Genomic DNA, 14,024 nt, shown 5'->3' with positions numbered 1-14,024 from the left:
TCAGGCCTTGTTGACGAAGCCGTCCAGGACACGCTTCTGGCCGGCGCGGTCGAAGTCGATCGTCAGCTTGTTGCCTTCGATCGCCGCCACGTTGCCATTGCCGAATTTCATGTGGAAGACCCGGTCGCCGATCGCAAATTTCGATGGCTCGCTTACCGTCGATTTCGCCACCAGCTCGCCGTCGATGGTGCGGGCGCGCGGCCCGCTTTCGCCATAGCCGATGCGCTCGACGGCATGGCCGGAGCGCGAGCCCCAGTTGTCGCGGGTCGCATCCGTGCGGTTCGCCTGGGCGCGGCGCCAGCCGGGCGTCGAATAGGCGTTCTGGAAGGGTTCCTGCTTGTCGAAGCGTGACTGGCCGTAACCGCCGCCGCGACCGTAGCCGCCATAGGATTGCTCGACCTCGGCAACCTCGACATGGGCTTCCGGCAGCTCGTCGAGGAAGCGCGAGGGCAGGGTCGTCTGCCACAGGCCGTGGATGCGGCGGTTCGAGACGAACCAGATGTGGCAGCGGCGCTTGGCCCGCGTGATGCCGACATAGGCAAGGCGCCGTTCTTCCTCAAGGCCCGAACGGCCGCCCTCGTCGAGCGAGCGCTGGTGCGGGAAGAGGCCTTCCTCCCAGCCGGGCAGGAACACGGTCTCGAATTCGAGGCCCTTGGCCGAGTGCAGCGTCATGATCGAGACGGCATCGAGTTCGGCGTTCTGCTCGGCATCCATGACGAGCGAAACGTGATCCAGGAAGCCGCGCATCGATTCGAAGGCCTCCATCGAGCGGATGAGTTCCTTCAGGTTTTCGAGGCGGCCCGGTCCTTCCGCCGACTTGTCGGCCTGCCACATGGCGGTGTAGCCGCTCTCCTCGAGGATCTGCTCGGCAAGCTCGGTGTGCGGCATGGTCTCCAGCAGCGACTGCCAGCGGCGGAAATCGGTGACGACGTCGAAGAGCGCCTTGCGAGCCTTCGGCTTCAGCTCGTCCGTCTCGATGATATCGGCGGCTGCGGCGAGCATCGGGATGTCGCGGGCGCGGGCATAGTCGTGCAGGTTGCGGATCGTCGTGTCGCCGAGGCCGCGCTTCGGCGTGTTGACGATGCGCTCGAAGGCGAGGTCGTCGGCCGGCTGGCTGACCAGGCGGAAATAGGCCATGGCATCGCGGATTTCGAGGCGCTCGTAGAAGCGCGGGCCGCCGATGACGCGGTAGTTGAGGCCGAGCGTGACGAAGCGGTCTTCGAATTCGCGCATCTGGAAGGACGCACGAACGAGGATCGCCATGTCGTTCAGCTTGTGCTCCTTGCGCTGGAGCTGTTCGATCTCCTCGCCGACGGCGCGGGCCTCTTCCTCCGAATCCCAGGCGGCATGCACGACGACCTTGTCGTCTTCGGGGTCGCGCCGGTCGGTGAACAGCGTCTTGCCGAGGCGGTCCTCGTTGTGGGCGATGAGGTGGCCGGCCGCACCGAGGATATGGGCGGTGGAGCGGTAGTTGCGCTCCAGCTTGACGACCTTGGCGCCCGGGAAATCCTTCTCGAAGCGCAGGATGTTGTCCACTTCCGCACCGCGCCAGCCATAGATCGACTGGTCGTCGTCGCCGACGCAGCAGACGTTCTGCGGCGTGCCTTTCGGCCGCTGTGCGAGCAGACGCAGCCACATGTATTGCGCCGTGTTGGTGTCCTGGTACTCGTCGACCAGAATGTAGCGGAATTTCTGGTGGTACTCGGCGAGCACATCCGGATTGGCGCGGAACAGGCGGATCGGGTGCAGCAGCAGGTCGCCGAAGTCGCAGGCGTTCAGCGTCTTCAGGCGGTTCTGGTAGGCGATGTAGAGTTCGCGGCCCTTGCCGTTGGCGAAGGCGCGGGCATCGCCCTCCGGGATCTGCGCGGGATCGAGGCCCTTGTTCTTCCAGCCGTCGATCATGCCGGCGAACTGCTTTGCCGGCCAGCGTTTGTCGTCGATGCCCTCGGCCTGGATGATCTGCTTGACCAGCCGCACCACATCGTCGGTGTCGAGGATGGAGAAATCCGACTTGAGGCCGACGAGTTCGGCGTGGCGCCGCAGGAGCTTCACGCCGATCGAGTGGAAGGTGCCGAGCCAGGGCATGCCCTCGACGGCCCCGCCGACGAGGAGGCCGATGCGCTCCTTCATCTCGCGTGCCGCCTTGTTGGTGAAGGTCACGGCCAGCATCTGGCTGGGGAAGGCGCGGCCGGTGGCGAGGATATGGGCGATGCGGGTGGTCAGCACGCGCGTCTTGCCGGTACCGGCGCCGGCAAGCACCAGCACGGGTCCGTCGAGCGTTTCCACCGCCTCGCGCTGCTCTGGGTTGAGGCCGGAGAGATAATCCGGCGCCCGGTGCGCGTCGCGGGCCGCCATGGCACGCGCGGCGATGCCGCCCGTCGGCTTGGCCGGTGCTGCGGGCTTGCCGGCCAGCTGCGGGTCCTCGTCGAAGAAGGGAATGTCGTCGTAACCGCTGATCATGCGGCTCAATGTAGTGATTCGGTCCCGAAAGGCCAGTTTTCCGTTCTGCTTTTATTCCACGGGGGAAAAGAATGGCCGGAAGATTGTGGAAAGCGGCGCTGTTCAGGCCTGTCGGCGGTCCGCATCGAAGAGGTCGTCCACGGGCACCTGCAGGGCGGTGGCGAGCTGGTTCGTCTTGCCGGCAAGCGAGACGATGGCCAGGAGTTCGGCATAGTGCGCGTCCGTCATGCCCTTGGCTTTCGCCGCCGCGGTGTGGGAGTGGACACAATAGCTGCAGCCGTTCGTTATCGAGACCGCGATATAGAGCATCTCCTTGACGAGCGGATCGAGCGTCGAGGGTGTCGCCATGACGACCTTCACCTCCGCCCAGGTGCGCTCCAGGAGCGCCGGGTCGAAGGCGAGGTAGCGCCACATGTTGTTGACGAAGTCCGACTTGCGGGTGGCGCGGATGTCGTCGAACACCGCCTTGACGCGCGGATCGGCTTCCAGATTGTCGGCGGGCTTGACGGTGCTCATGAGCGTCTCCGAGGAATGGGCCGGCGGAAAACCGCCGGCCGGAAGGGATCAGGCGAGGGCGATGACACGGGACGGGCCACCCGTGCCGCCGCGCACCTTGGGTGCGCCGACGAAGAGGGTCGCGCCCTTGGCCGGAAGCTTGTCCAGATTGGCGGCCGCTTCAAGGCCCCAGCGGCCCGAGGGCAGCCAGGAATAGTGCGTGGCGAAATCCGGGGAGATGCCGTGGTCGAGCGAAAGCGTATCGACGGCGATGCCGACGGCGCTCGAATTTTCCGCAAGGTACTGCACCGCTTCGACATGGAAGCCGGGGAAGTGCAATTTCCCCTCGCCATCGGCATTGCGGAACTTGTCGGTGCCGAGGTGCTTGTCCCAGCCGGAAAGAAGGGCAACGCAGGCCTTTTCCGGCAGGTCGCCATTGGCGGATATCCAGGCCTTGATGTCATCCGGCGTCAGCTGCGCATCGGCATTGGCGGCGGCCTTTTCCCGGATGTCGATGACGGCGAGGGGCACGACCAGATCGGATACCGGGATTTCCGCCACGGATGTGCCGTCCTCGGTAAAATGCAGCGGCGCATCGAGATGGGTGCCGGTGTGCTCGTTGTACCGGAGTTCGAAGATGTTGAACTTGTGTTCCTTGTAGTTGAACTTCTGCTCGCGCCAGAACTGCTGCGGCCCGAAAAAGGTCGGGAACTCCTCATAGAGTTCGTGGGTGAGGTCCGTTGCCTTCGTCGGAGCCTGGGCCAGTGCCGGGCTCAGCGCGCCGCTACCTGCGGCAGCGACCGTTGCTGCTCCGGCGGCGGCGGCGCGGAAAAAGCTTCTCCTCGAAAGCATGCGGTTCTTGACGGTATCGATGACGCAGGCGTCACACATGGAATTCCCCCTGTCGTTCAATGCGTTGATGAAAGAATACTGAAATAGGGCTTGGCCGCTGAGGCCTGGAAAAAGCTATCACAAGTGTTGGAGGCGTCCAGTCATGCACGTGCTCGCAAAAAGCGCGGCGAGGGAAGATTTCTCCACCTTTTCTTACATTTCGGTAACAGAGCGGGCCGCCAATCTTACATTTCGGTAATGAACGCATTCTTTCATTGCTCGTTCATTTTCAAAGCGGGATACTTGGCCTATGTCGCGCCGCAACAGGCGACGGTTCGCTTCCTTCGGAGACAGATTGCATGCGGGTTTGGAAACAGCTCCTCATAAGCCTTGGCGTCCTTTCGGCCGGGGTCTTGCTCTGGGGTCGCTTCGTGCCCGGGGCAAACGCCACGCTGCAGGCCACGGGTCTGCCGGGGTCGCTCGTGGCGGTCATCGCGCCGGCCGGCGACGGTGAGGCGCAGGGCGGCCGCGAAGGTGGTCGCCGCGGCGGTTTCGGTGGCGGACCGGCGCTTGTCGCCACCAAGCCTGCCGCCATGTCGGTCGTCAACGACCGGCTGAACGCCATCGGCGACGGCGAGGCGATCCGCACCGTGACCGTCACGCCCTATGCCACCGGCAACCTCACGGAAGTGCTGGTGAAGTCCGGCGAACGGGTGGAGCAGGGCCAGGTGATCGCCCGCCTCGACAGCGACGAGCAACGCATCGCAGCCGATCAGGCGCGCGTGGCGCGCGACAGCGCCCGGCAGAAGCTGACGCGGATCGAGAACCTGAAATCCACCATGAGCATTGCCGAATTGCAGGACGCCCAGACGGCGGTGCAGGCTGCGGAATTGGCGCTGCAGAATGCTGAGCTGACGCTGCGCCGCCGCGACATCACCGCGCCCTATGGCGGCGTCGTCGGCATCATCTCCGTCAACCCCGGCGACTATGTCACCACAGCCTCGGCGATTGCCCGCATCGACGACCGCTCGGAAATCCTCGTCGATTTCTGGGTTCCGGAGCGGTTTGCGACAAGCATGCGCGTCGGTGGCGCTGTGACGGCGACGGCGGTCGCGCGGCCGGGCGAGACCTTTACGGGCGAGGTGCAGGCGATCGACAACCGCATCGACCAGGAAAGCCGAACACTGCGCGTGCGCGCCCAGATCGACAATCCCGAGGATCTCCTGCGCGCGGGCATGTCCTTCCAGGTGACCATGCGCTTTGCCGGCGACCTTTATCCGAGCGTCGATCCGCTTTCCGTGCAGTGGAGCGCCGATGGCTCCTATGTCTGGCGCGTCAAGGATGAAAAGGTCGAGCGCGTGCCGGTTCACATCGTGCAGCGCAATCCGGACAAGGTTCTGGTGAAGGCCGAGATCGCCGAGGGCGATCAGATCGTCACCGAGGGCGTGCAGACGTTGCGGCCGGGCGGCGCGGTGCGCACGGCGGCGCGGGAGCGTGACCAGCAGGCGACCTCCTCCGTGGCGGAGGGGTCGTGATGTCGGGGGAGGGGAACGCGCTCGACACGTCCGGCAAGGCGGGTTTCACCGCGCTCTTCATCCGCCGGCCGATCTTCGCCCTCGTGCTTAACACGCTGATCGTCGTCGCCGGCCTTGCCGCCTTCAACGGTGTGGAGATCCGCGAGCTTCCCTCCGTCGACCAGCCGGTCATCAGCGTCTCGACGGAGTTCGACGGCGCCTCACCGGAAACCGTCGACCGCGAGCTGACGGACGTGATCGAAGGCGCGGTCTCGCGGGTCCAAGGCATCAAGGACATCTCCTCGTCCTCCTCCTTCGAACGCAGCCGCGTCACCCTGCAATTCTCCGATACGACCGACGTCAACCAGGCCGCCAACGACGTGCGCGATGCGCTCGGCCGGGTGGCGAACCAGCTTCCCGACGGCGCCGACGAGCCGCGCGTCGTGAAGGCGGATGCGGACAGCCAGCCGATCATGCGCCTGGCGCTGACCTCGGACAGGCTGTCGCTCGAAGACCTGACGCTTCTCGCTGAAAACGAGATCACCGACCGGCTCGCGTCCGTCGAGGGTGTTGCCGATGTCGCCGTCTATGGCGACCAGGAGAAGATCTTTCGCGTCGATGTCGACCAGTCAAAGCTCGCCGCACGCGGGCTGACGGTCGCGGACCTGCGCAATGCGCTTGCCACCGCCGCCTTCGACGTGCCTGCCGGCTCGCTGAAGAGCCAGAGCCAGGACATCACGGTGCGCGCAACCGCGGACCTGACGACGCCCGCCGACTTCGAAAACCTCATCCTGAAGAACCGCGTTCGCCTCGGCGACGTCTCCATGGTGACGATGGGGCCGGACGAAGGCTCGACCGCGCTGCGCTCCAACGGTCGCCAGGGCATCGGTCTCGGCATCATCCGCCAGGCGCAATCCAACACGCTCGACATCTCCAACGGTGTGAAGCAGATGGCGGCGCAGTTCGACAACATCCTGCCCGAAGGCACCGAGATCAAGATCACCAGCGATGACGCCGTCTTCATCGAGGGTGCGATCCATGAGGTGGAGATCGCACTTGTCGTCGCCGTCGTCATCGTCACGCTCGTCATCTATCTCTTTCTGCTCGACTGGCGCGCGACGCTGATCCCGACGATCAGCATGCCGATCGCGCTCATCGGCACGATTGCGGCCATCTACATGGCCGGCTTCTCCGTCAACATCCTGACATTGCTTGCCATCGTGCTGGCGACGGGCCTCGTGGTGGACGATGCGATCGTCGTCCTCGAAAATATCGTGCGCCGCCGTGCCGAGGGCTTGAAGCCGCGCGCCGCTGCCATCCTCGGCACGCTGGAAGTGTTCTTCGCGGTCATCGCGACCACCGCGACGCTCGCCGCCGTCTTCGTACCGCTCTCCTTCCTGCCCGGTCAGGCCGGGCGGCTTTTCCGCGAGTTCGGCTTCGTGCTCGCCTTCGCCATCCTCCTGTCGTCCTTCGTCGCGCTGACGCTCTGCCCGATGCTCGCCTCGCGCATGCTGACCAAGGACGTGACGCACGGGCATAGCGGCCTTCTCGCCCGCATCGGCGGAGCGGCGTCGCGCTTCTACCGCTCGACGCTGAGCGCCTGCCTCGGCGCGCCCTTCATCGTCTTCGTCGTCGCGCTGCTCTTCACCGCGGCGGGTGCCACCTCCTTCTTCACCATCAAGTCCGAGCTGACGCCGAGCGAGGACCGGTCCATGGTCATGCTGCGCGTGAACGCGCCGCAGGGTGTGTCGCTGGAATATGCGCAGGACCAGATGAAGCTGATCGAGAACAAGCTGCGCCCGCTGTACGAGGATGGCGAGATCATCAACATCTTCTCGATCTCCGGCCAGGGCGGCTCGACGAACAGCGGTTTCATGGTGCTGACGCTGGCGCCCTGGGGCGAGCGCGAGCGCACGCAGCAGGCCATCGTGCAGGACATCAACGCGGCGGTCGGTTCCGTGCCCTCGGTGCGCGCCTTCGCCATGCAGCCGAACAGCCTCGGCATCCGTGGCGCCGGTAATGGCCTGCAGGTCGCGCTGGTCGGCAACGACTATACCAAGCTCGGCAATGCCGCGGCGGAACTCGTGCGAAAGATCGAGGACAGCGGCCGCTTCCAGAACGTGCGGCTGAACTACGAGGCCAACCAGGCGCAGCTTTCCGTGACCGTCGACCGCGAGCGCGCTGCCGATCTCGGCATTGACATCACCGGCCTTTCGGCCGCGTTGCAGGCCATGCTCGAAGGCACGAGCGTCGTCGATATCTATGTCGAGGGGCAGGCCTATCCGGTCAAGCTCTCTTCGACGACACAGCCGATCAACGACCCGATGGATCTGGAAAACATCTTCCTGAAGACCGGTGACGGCAAGATCGTGCCCATGTCGTCCATCGCCACGCTGGAGGAAAAGGCCGTCGCGCCCCAGCTTTCGCGCGAGCAGCAGCTGCGCGCCGTCTCGCTTTCGGCCGGCCTGAAAGACGGCCTGGCGCTCGGCGAGGCGCTTTCCCTCGTTCAGGAAATGGCCGAGCCGCTGCTGCCGGAGGGCTCCCGCGTGTTGCCCATGGCGGAAGCGGCGACGCTGCAGGAGAACTCGAACGGGCTCTTCATCACCTTCGGCTTTGCGCTCGCCATCATCTTCCTCGTGCTGGCCGCGCAGTTCGAAAGCTTCGTCAGCGCGATCATCATCATGGTGACGGTGCCGCTGGGGCTCGCCTGCGCGGTCTTCGCGATGATCGTGACGGGCACGACGCTCAACATCTACAGCCAGATCGGGCTGGTGCTGCTTGTCGGCATCATGGCGAAGAACGGCATCCTGATCGTCGAATTCGCCAACCAGCTGCGTGACCGCGGGCAAGATATCCGCAGCGCCATAGAGAACGCCTCGAATATCCGCCTGCGGCCCGTCATGATGACAATGATCGCCACGGTCGTCGGTGCGGTGCCGCTGATCCTTGCCAGCGGCGCGGGCGCAGAGGCGCGCATCTCGCTCGGCTGGGTGCTCGTCGGCGGCCTCGGCCTTGCGACCGTGGTCACGCTCTACCTGACGCCCGTCGCCTATCTTGTCATCGCCCGCTTCACCAGCCCGCATGCCGACGAAGAAAAGCGCCTTGCCGCCGAGCTTGCCCATGCCGAGACGCTGGGGCGGCGCGACGACACGGCGCTGCCGCAGCCGGCGGCTGTCTTGCCACAGGCGGCGGAGTGAAGGCCGGCGGTGCTATCCCTTGCCGTGATTTGCCCTCACCCTCGCACTAACCCTCTCCCCACAAGCAGGGAGAGGGGACTTGCCCCGCAAACGGGCATGGGGTGTGGAAATCAGATCGGCATACCCCTTCGCCCCGCTTGCGGGGAGACGGTGGCCGACAGGCCGGGATGAGGGCGGCCACGACTTTTATCCTTTGCGCAATTGCGGCTGGACAGCCGCTCCTCAATTTGCTGAGTAAATCCCCACGGAGTTGAGGATTTTACGATGGCTTTGGCGGATATCAGGGGCGGCGCACGCAACCACGAGGGCATCGCAGCGGCACTGCCGCGCCTGGCGGAGCGTTTCGGCACGCGATTCCAGACGGGTGAGGCGATCCGCGCCCAGCATGCACACACGACGACCTATATTCCCGCCCAGCTGCCTGACGGTGTCGTCTTCGTCGAGAGTGCCGAAGAAGTGAAGGCTGTGGTCTCGCTTTGCGCGGAGCTGAAGGTTCCCGTCATCCCCTTCGGCACGGGCTCTTCGCTGGAGGGGCAGGTGAATGCGCCGAATGGTGGCATTTCCATCGATTTCAGCAACATGAAGCGAGTCCTGGAAGTCAATGCCGAGGACCTCGACTGCACGGTCGAGCCCGGCATCACGCGCGAGGAGCTGAACGTCTATCTGCGCGATACCGGCCTGTTCTTCCCGATCGACCCCGGCGCGAATGCGTCGATCGGCGGCATGACCTCGACACGCGCCTCCGGCACCAATGCCGTGCGCTACGGCACGATGAAGGACAATGTGCTCGCCGTCACCGCCGTGACAGCCACCGGCGAGGAAATCCGCACCGCCCGCCGGGCGCGAAAATCCTCCGCCGGATACGACCTGACGCGGCTCTTCGTCGGGGCGGAGGGCACACTCGGCGTGCTGACCTCGGTGACGCTGCGCCTGCAGGGCATCCCGTCGGTCATCGCCGGCGGCATCTGCGGCTTCCCGACGCTGAAGGATGCCTGTGATGCCGTCATCATGACCATCCAGCTCGGCATTCCCGTCGCCCGCATCGAGCTTGTCAACACGCTGCAGATCAAGGCTTGCAACGCCTATTCGGGCCTGACGCTGCCCGAGCAGCCGACGCTCTTCGTCGAGTTTCACGGCAATGAGGACAGCGTTCGCCTGCAATCGGAGGAGTTCGGTGCGATCGCCGCCGAATGCGGCGGTGGGACCTTCCAGTGGAGCGCGGATGCGGAGGAGCGCGCGAAACTCTGGAAGGCGCGGCACAATGTCTACTGGTCGGCCAAGGCGCTGCGACCCGGTTGGGAGGCGATCGCCACCGATGTCTGCGTACCGATCTCGCGCCTTGCCGATTGCGTGGCGGAAACCGAGCGCGACATCGAGGAACACGGGCTTCTAGCGCCGATCGTCGGCCATGCGGGCGACGGAAATTTCCATGTCAGCCTCGTCTTCGACGACAAGGATCCGGCGCATGTTGCCAAGGTCGAGGCTTTCGTCGGCCGGCTCAACGCCCGGGCGCTTGCCATGGACGGCACCTGCACCGGCGAACACGGTATAGGCCAGGGCAAACAGGCCTTTCTGCCGGGTGAGCTCGGTGGCACGGTCCAGCTGATGCGGCAGATCAAGCAGGCGCTCGACCCGGACAACATTCTGAATCCCGGCAAGATTTTTTCGACCCTCTCAGGCAATTAGTCGTTATCCTGAGGCGGTGAAACGAAATTCAAGGCAGGCGGCGTGCTTTCCAGAATCATGCTCTTCGTTGGCGGCTTGGTGGTCGTGGCGCTCTTTGCGGCGCTGCTTGCTCCGCTTTTCGTCGACTGGACCAGCTTCCGCCAGGATTTTGAACGCGAGGCGAGCCGCATCATGGGCCGCACCGTCGTGGTGCATGGTAGCGTCGACGCACGCCTGATCCCGTTCCCCTCCGTGACGCTCAACGACGTGCGCGTCGGCGCGCCGGAGGATGGCCAGCCGCTGGTCGAGATTGCGCGTTTCTCCATGGATGCGGAACTGGCCCCGTTCCTCTCCGGCGAGGCGCTGATCTTCGATATGCGCATCGAGGAGCCGAAGGCGCGCATCAAGCTTTTCGAGGACGGCACGCTGGATTGGGCGCGCGGCCGCAAGTCCGATATTCCCGCCCGCACCGTCATCCTGGAAAGCGTCGCGATATCCGGCGGCGAGATCGAATTCGTCGATGCCCAGACTGGCCGCACCCGCCGTGTCACCGGCCTCGATGCACAGGTTTCGGCGAAATCGCTCGGCGGCCCCTGGCGCATCGACGGGCGCGCGTCGCTTGATGGCGAGAGCGGGGCGTTCCAGCTTTCGAGCGGACAGGTGGAGAATGGTGCGCTCTCCCTGCGCGCCCGCATCGTGCCCGACCGGCTTGCCTTCACTGCCGATCTGGACGGTGCGCTGAAGGTCGTCGATTTCCGTCCGCAATATGGCGGCGACTTCACCATCTCGGAAAAGCCGCGATCGAAGGGTGAGGGGCCGGCCGACCCGATCCGTGTCGCGGGAAAATTCGAACTTTCCAACGAGCGCATCCGCGTGCCGGAATACCGCCTTGAAGCCGGCCCGCGTGAGGATCCCTATGTGGTGACCGGCGAGGCGACGCTCGATACCGGCCGTGCGCCGGAATTCCTGTTGATCGCCGATGGCCAGCAGATCGACGTCTCACGCATCGGCAACAGCGGGGAGGGCGGCAAGACGGGCCGCAACCCGCAGGTCTCCGCTCGCCAGCGGCTACAGGCGCTGCTCGCCATCGCTGCCGATATCCCGATCCCGCAGGTGCCCGGCCGCGCCAGCCTGTTCCTCCCCGCCGTGGTGGTCGGTGACACGACCGTGCGCGAGGTGCGTCTCGATGTGAAGCCCGATGGGGAAGGCTGGCAGATCGACCGGGCGGATGCGCTCCTGCCCGGCCGCACGACGCTCGAGGCCAAGGGCCGGCTGACGCTCAAGGCCAACCGCGGCTTTGTCGGCGATCTGCTGGTCGCCTCGAACCAGCCCTCGGGGCTGGCGACTTGGCTTGCCGGATCCGTGGATCCGGAAATCCGCAAGCTCAAGACCGCCGGTTTTTCCGCCGAGGTCAACCTGACCGACGAGTTGCAGCGCTTCGAAAATCTCGAGATCGCCATCGGTGGCGCCTCGCTGCTCGGCCGTATGGAGCGCGAGTCACGTGCGGATGTTCCCACGCTGTCGCTGCAGTTGCGCGGCAACGAGGTTGCGCTGGAATCGCTGCAGGCGCTTGTCGGCCTGGTGGCGGGAGATACCTCGCTTTCCGCCGTGCTGGACCATTCGATCGCGCTCGATATCAAGGCTGACCGTTTCCTCGCCTTCGGTGAAAGCGCCTCCGGCGTCAGCGCGGCGCTGTCCATCAAGGACGGCCTTCTGACCTTGAGCCGCCTGAACATCGCCGCGCTGGATGGTGTTACCCTTTCGGCCAGCGGCACGCTGGGCGGTTCGCTCTTTGCGCCGAGCGCCGGGCTCGACATGACGGTGAAGGCGGCTGCGATGCGTCCGGTGGCCGAGCTTCTGGCGCGGCATCTGCCCCAGCATCCGGTGCTAGCCCGTTTCCTCGCCAATGCCGGCTATTACGACAATGCGGACCTTGCCGTTCGGCTGGCCGTTTCCGGCGAGGCGGGGGATCCGGCGACCGTGACGATCAGCGGCCCCGTCAATGACGGACGGGTCGAAATGAAGCTTTCCACCGCGATGCCCGCGGACCTTCTGGCGGGGCGCAATTTCGAGCTTGAGGGCAGCATCTTCAATCCGCAGTCGGTGGTGCTGGCCGGGCAGATCGGGCTCGATCCGTTGCCCTTCGATGCGGATCCGGATGGCAGCGTCACCTTTCGCGTCAAGCAGCCGGAAGAGGGACCGGCCGATGTCTCTGTCGCCTTCAGCGCCGGCAGTACGACGATCTCGGCCAAGGGCACGGCTGCGCTCTCCGCGGCCGATTTCCCGGCCGGTATGCTCGCCCTTTCGGCGAAGAGCGATGACATCGAGCCTTATCTGATGATGAACGGTATCGCCGTGCCGCAGGCCGGCGCAGGCCTTCCGCTCGCGTTGCAGGCATCGGTGGCGACGAGCGCTGCGGCGATCACGATCACCGATATCGCCGGGGAGGCCGACCGCAACGCCTTTTCCGGCCGCCTCACGCTCGATCGCACGGCGCCGGTGCTCAAGGGCACGGGTGCGCTGCGCTTTGATACGGTGGATTTCGCCTTCCTCGCCGAAGCCGTCGCCGGGCCGGTGACGGATGTGCTCGACGGCGGGCTGAACGCGGCGCCGCTCGTGCAGCCGCTTCAGGATGCCGCCGATCTCTCCGTCGCGCTGGAGGCGGGGGCCTTCTGGCCGGGCCTCTATGGGGCCGTGGAGGGCTTTTCGGGCAATCTCGTCTGGAAGGGTGGCGAGTTGACGCTGACCGATATGGCGGGCGACTGGCTGGGTGGCCGGGTGGCCGGGCGCCTCAAGGTCGCCAATGCGGACGAGAATGGCCTGTTCGAGGCGCGGGTGGACCTGTCGGGTGTGGATCTGGCGAAGATCGTCTGGGCGGGCCCGCTGGGGGCCGTCGCGACGGGCAAGGCGGATGTGACGCTGGCTGTCGATGCCTCGGGCAAAAGCGTGCGTGCCATGGTCGAGGGCGCCAGCGGTTCGGGCGAGGCACAAATCTCCGATCTCACCCTGCGTGGGATCGATACCGGCGCGTTGCCGGCGCTGCTGAAGGCGGCCGATGGCATCGAGGGCGATATCACGCCCGAGCGCGTCGCCGGGTTTGCGGCGGATGCGATTCTCGCGGGCGAAGCGGTGCTGGGCACCGTGCGCCTGCCCTTTGCGCTTGCCGGTGGCAAACTGCGCGTCCAGAGCGTGGCCGCAGGCGACGGCAAGGCGGCCTTCTCCGGCGATGCGGATATCGATCTTGCCGGCGATATGTTGGCGGGTCGGCTGTCCGTCACCTATGCGGCTGGCGAGGACGCGCTGGCGGGAGCGGAACCCGAGGTGGCACTCGACTATCGCGGCCTCGTGGAGGCGCCAGGCGTGGCACTCGACGTGCAGCCGCTTGCCAACTTCCTCTCGCTGCGGCGCTTCGAGACGGAGCGGCGCCGGGTGGAAACCTTGCAGGCAAACGTGTTGGAAAAGCAGCGCCTTCGGCGTGAGGCCGCGCTCTATCGCTCGCGTGCGGAAGCGCGCGCCGCACTTGCCGAAGCGATGCGCCTGCAGATGGAGGAGGAGCAGCGCCGCCGCACCGAGGCACGCGAGCGCGTCGAGCGGGAACGGAGCGCGCGGGAGGCCGCCGAAGCCGCCGAGCGTGCCCGCCGCAAGGCTGCGGACGACGAACGCCGCCTGCGGGAGGCCGAGGAGCAGGCCCGCCGTCTTGCCGAACAGCGCGCGGCGGCGGAGGCCAGCCGGGCCGAGGACGAGGCGGAGCGCCGCCGCCTGCCCGTCCTGCCGGGCGAAGGCGTGGAGCGTGGCGGCGAACTGCCGCCGCTCGACAGTGGACAGAACCTGAATTTCGATGGGCTGCCCGGTGTAAACTGAG

The 14,024-nt window shown here is 65.8% G+C and carries 7 protein-coding genes; 4 read left to right on the top strand and 3 right to left on the bottom strand.

Annotated elements, in window-relative coordinates:
* The 3 genes from K0P03_RS11270 to K0P03_RS11260 all read right to left on the bottom strand — a co-directional run bounded on the left by K0P03_RS11270 (position 1) and on the right by K0P03_RS11260 (position 3,846).
* Positions 1 to 2,460, bottom strand: a complete 2,460-nt coding sequence (locus tag K0P03_RS11270) for an ATP-dependent helicase (protein WP_023514221.1) — start codon at positions 2,458 to 2,460, stop codon at positions 1 to 3.
* Between the two features lie 102 nt (positions 2,461 to 2,562).
* The gene (locus K0P03_RS11265) at positions 2,563 to 2,976 is read right to left on the bottom strand and encodes a carboxymuconolactone decarboxylase family protein (protein WP_272789619.1); all 414 of its coding nucleotides are present in this window, start codon (positions 2,974 to 2,976) and stop codon (positions 2,563 to 2,565) included.
* A 48-nt stretch (positions 2,977 to 3,024) separates the two neighbouring features.
* The gene (locus K0P03_RS11260) at positions 3,025 to 3,846 is read right to left on the bottom strand and encodes a cyclase family protein (RefSeq protein WP_272789618.1); all 822 of its coding nucleotides are present in this window, start codon (positions 3,844 to 3,846) and stop codon (positions 3,025 to 3,027) included.
* Between the two features lie 299 nt (positions 3,847 to 4,145).
* Here K0P03_RS11260 and K0P03_RS11255 point away from each other — a divergent pair, with 299 nt between their 5' ends.
* The 4 genes from K0P03_RS11255 (at position 4,146) to K0P03_RS11240 (ending at position 14,023) form a co-directional block, all read left to right on the top strand.
* Positions 4,146 to 5,321 carry an efflux RND transporter periplasmic adaptor subunit gene (locus tag K0P03_RS11255; RefSeq protein ID WP_272789617.1) on the top strand — a complete coding sequence of 392 codons (1,176 nt, stop codon included), beginning with the start codon at positions 4,146 to 4,148 and terminating at the stop codon, positions 5,319 to 5,321.
* Positions 5,321 to 8,497 (top strand): efflux RND transporter permease subunit, encoded by a 3,177-nt coding sequence (locus K0P03_RS11250; protein ID WP_272789616.1) that lies wholly within the window; start codon positions 5,321 to 5,323, stop codon positions 8,495 to 8,497. The genes K0P03_RS11255 and K0P03_RS11250 overlap by 1 nt, the downstream gene beginning before the upstream one ends.
* A 264-nt stretch (positions 8,498 to 8,761) precedes the next feature.
* The gene (locus K0P03_RS11245) at positions 8,762 to 10,183 is read left to right on the top strand and encodes an FAD-binding oxidoreductase (protein WP_050744577.1); all 1,422 of its coding nucleotides are present in this window, start codon (positions 8,762 to 8,764) and stop codon (positions 10,181 to 10,183) included.
* A 57-nt stretch (positions 10,184 to 10,240) separates the two neighbouring features.
* The gene (locus K0P03_RS11240) at positions 10,241 to 14,023 is read left to right on the top strand and encodes an AsmA family protein (RefSeq protein ID WP_443020577.1); all 3,783 of its coding nucleotides are present in this window, start codon (positions 10,241 to 10,243) and stop codon (positions 14,021 to 14,023) included.
* The last annotated feature ends 1 nt before the right edge of the window (position 14,024 follow it).

This window comes from Shinella sp. HY16, from assembly GCF_028534175.1.
GTDB lineage: Bacteria > Pseudomonadota > Alphaproteobacteria > Rhizobiales > Rhizobiaceae > Shinella.
Note: the sequence above shows the minus strand (reverse complement) of the source record. Positions and strands in the feature narration are given on the sequence as shown.

What these genes read in the sequence shown, in the direction of transcription:
- K0P03_RS11270 (WP_023514221.1), bottom strand. Translation starts at nt 2,460, where the DNA reads ATGATCAGCGGTTACGACGACATTCCCTTCTTCGACGAGGACCCGCAG.
- K0P03_RS11265 (WP_272789619.1), bottom strand. Translation starts at nt 2,976, where the DNA reads ATGAGCACCGTCAAGCCCGCCGACAATCTGGAAGCCGATCCGCGCGTC.
- K0P03_RS11260 (WP_272789618.1), bottom strand. Translation starts at nt 3,846, where the DNA reads ATGTGTGACGCCTGCGTCATCGATACCGTCAAGAACCGCATGCTTTCG.
- K0P03_RS11255 (WP_272789617.1), top strand. Translation starts at nt 4,146, where the DNA reads ATGCGGGTTTGGAAACAGCTCCTCATAAGCCTTGGCGTCCTTTCGGCC.
- K0P03_RS11250 (WP_272789616.1), top strand. Translation starts at nt 5,321, where the DNA reads ATGTCGGGGGAGGGGAACGCGCTCGACACGTCCGGCAAGGCGGGTTTC.
- K0P03_RS11245 (WP_050744577.1), top strand. Translation starts at nt 8,762, where the DNA reads ATGGCTTTGGCGGATATCAGGGGCGGCGCACGCAACCACGAGGGCATC.
- K0P03_RS11240 (WP_443020577.1), top strand. Translation starts at nt 10,241, where the DNA reads ATGCTCTTCGTTGGCGGCTTGGTGGTCGTGGCGCTCTTTGCGGCGCTG.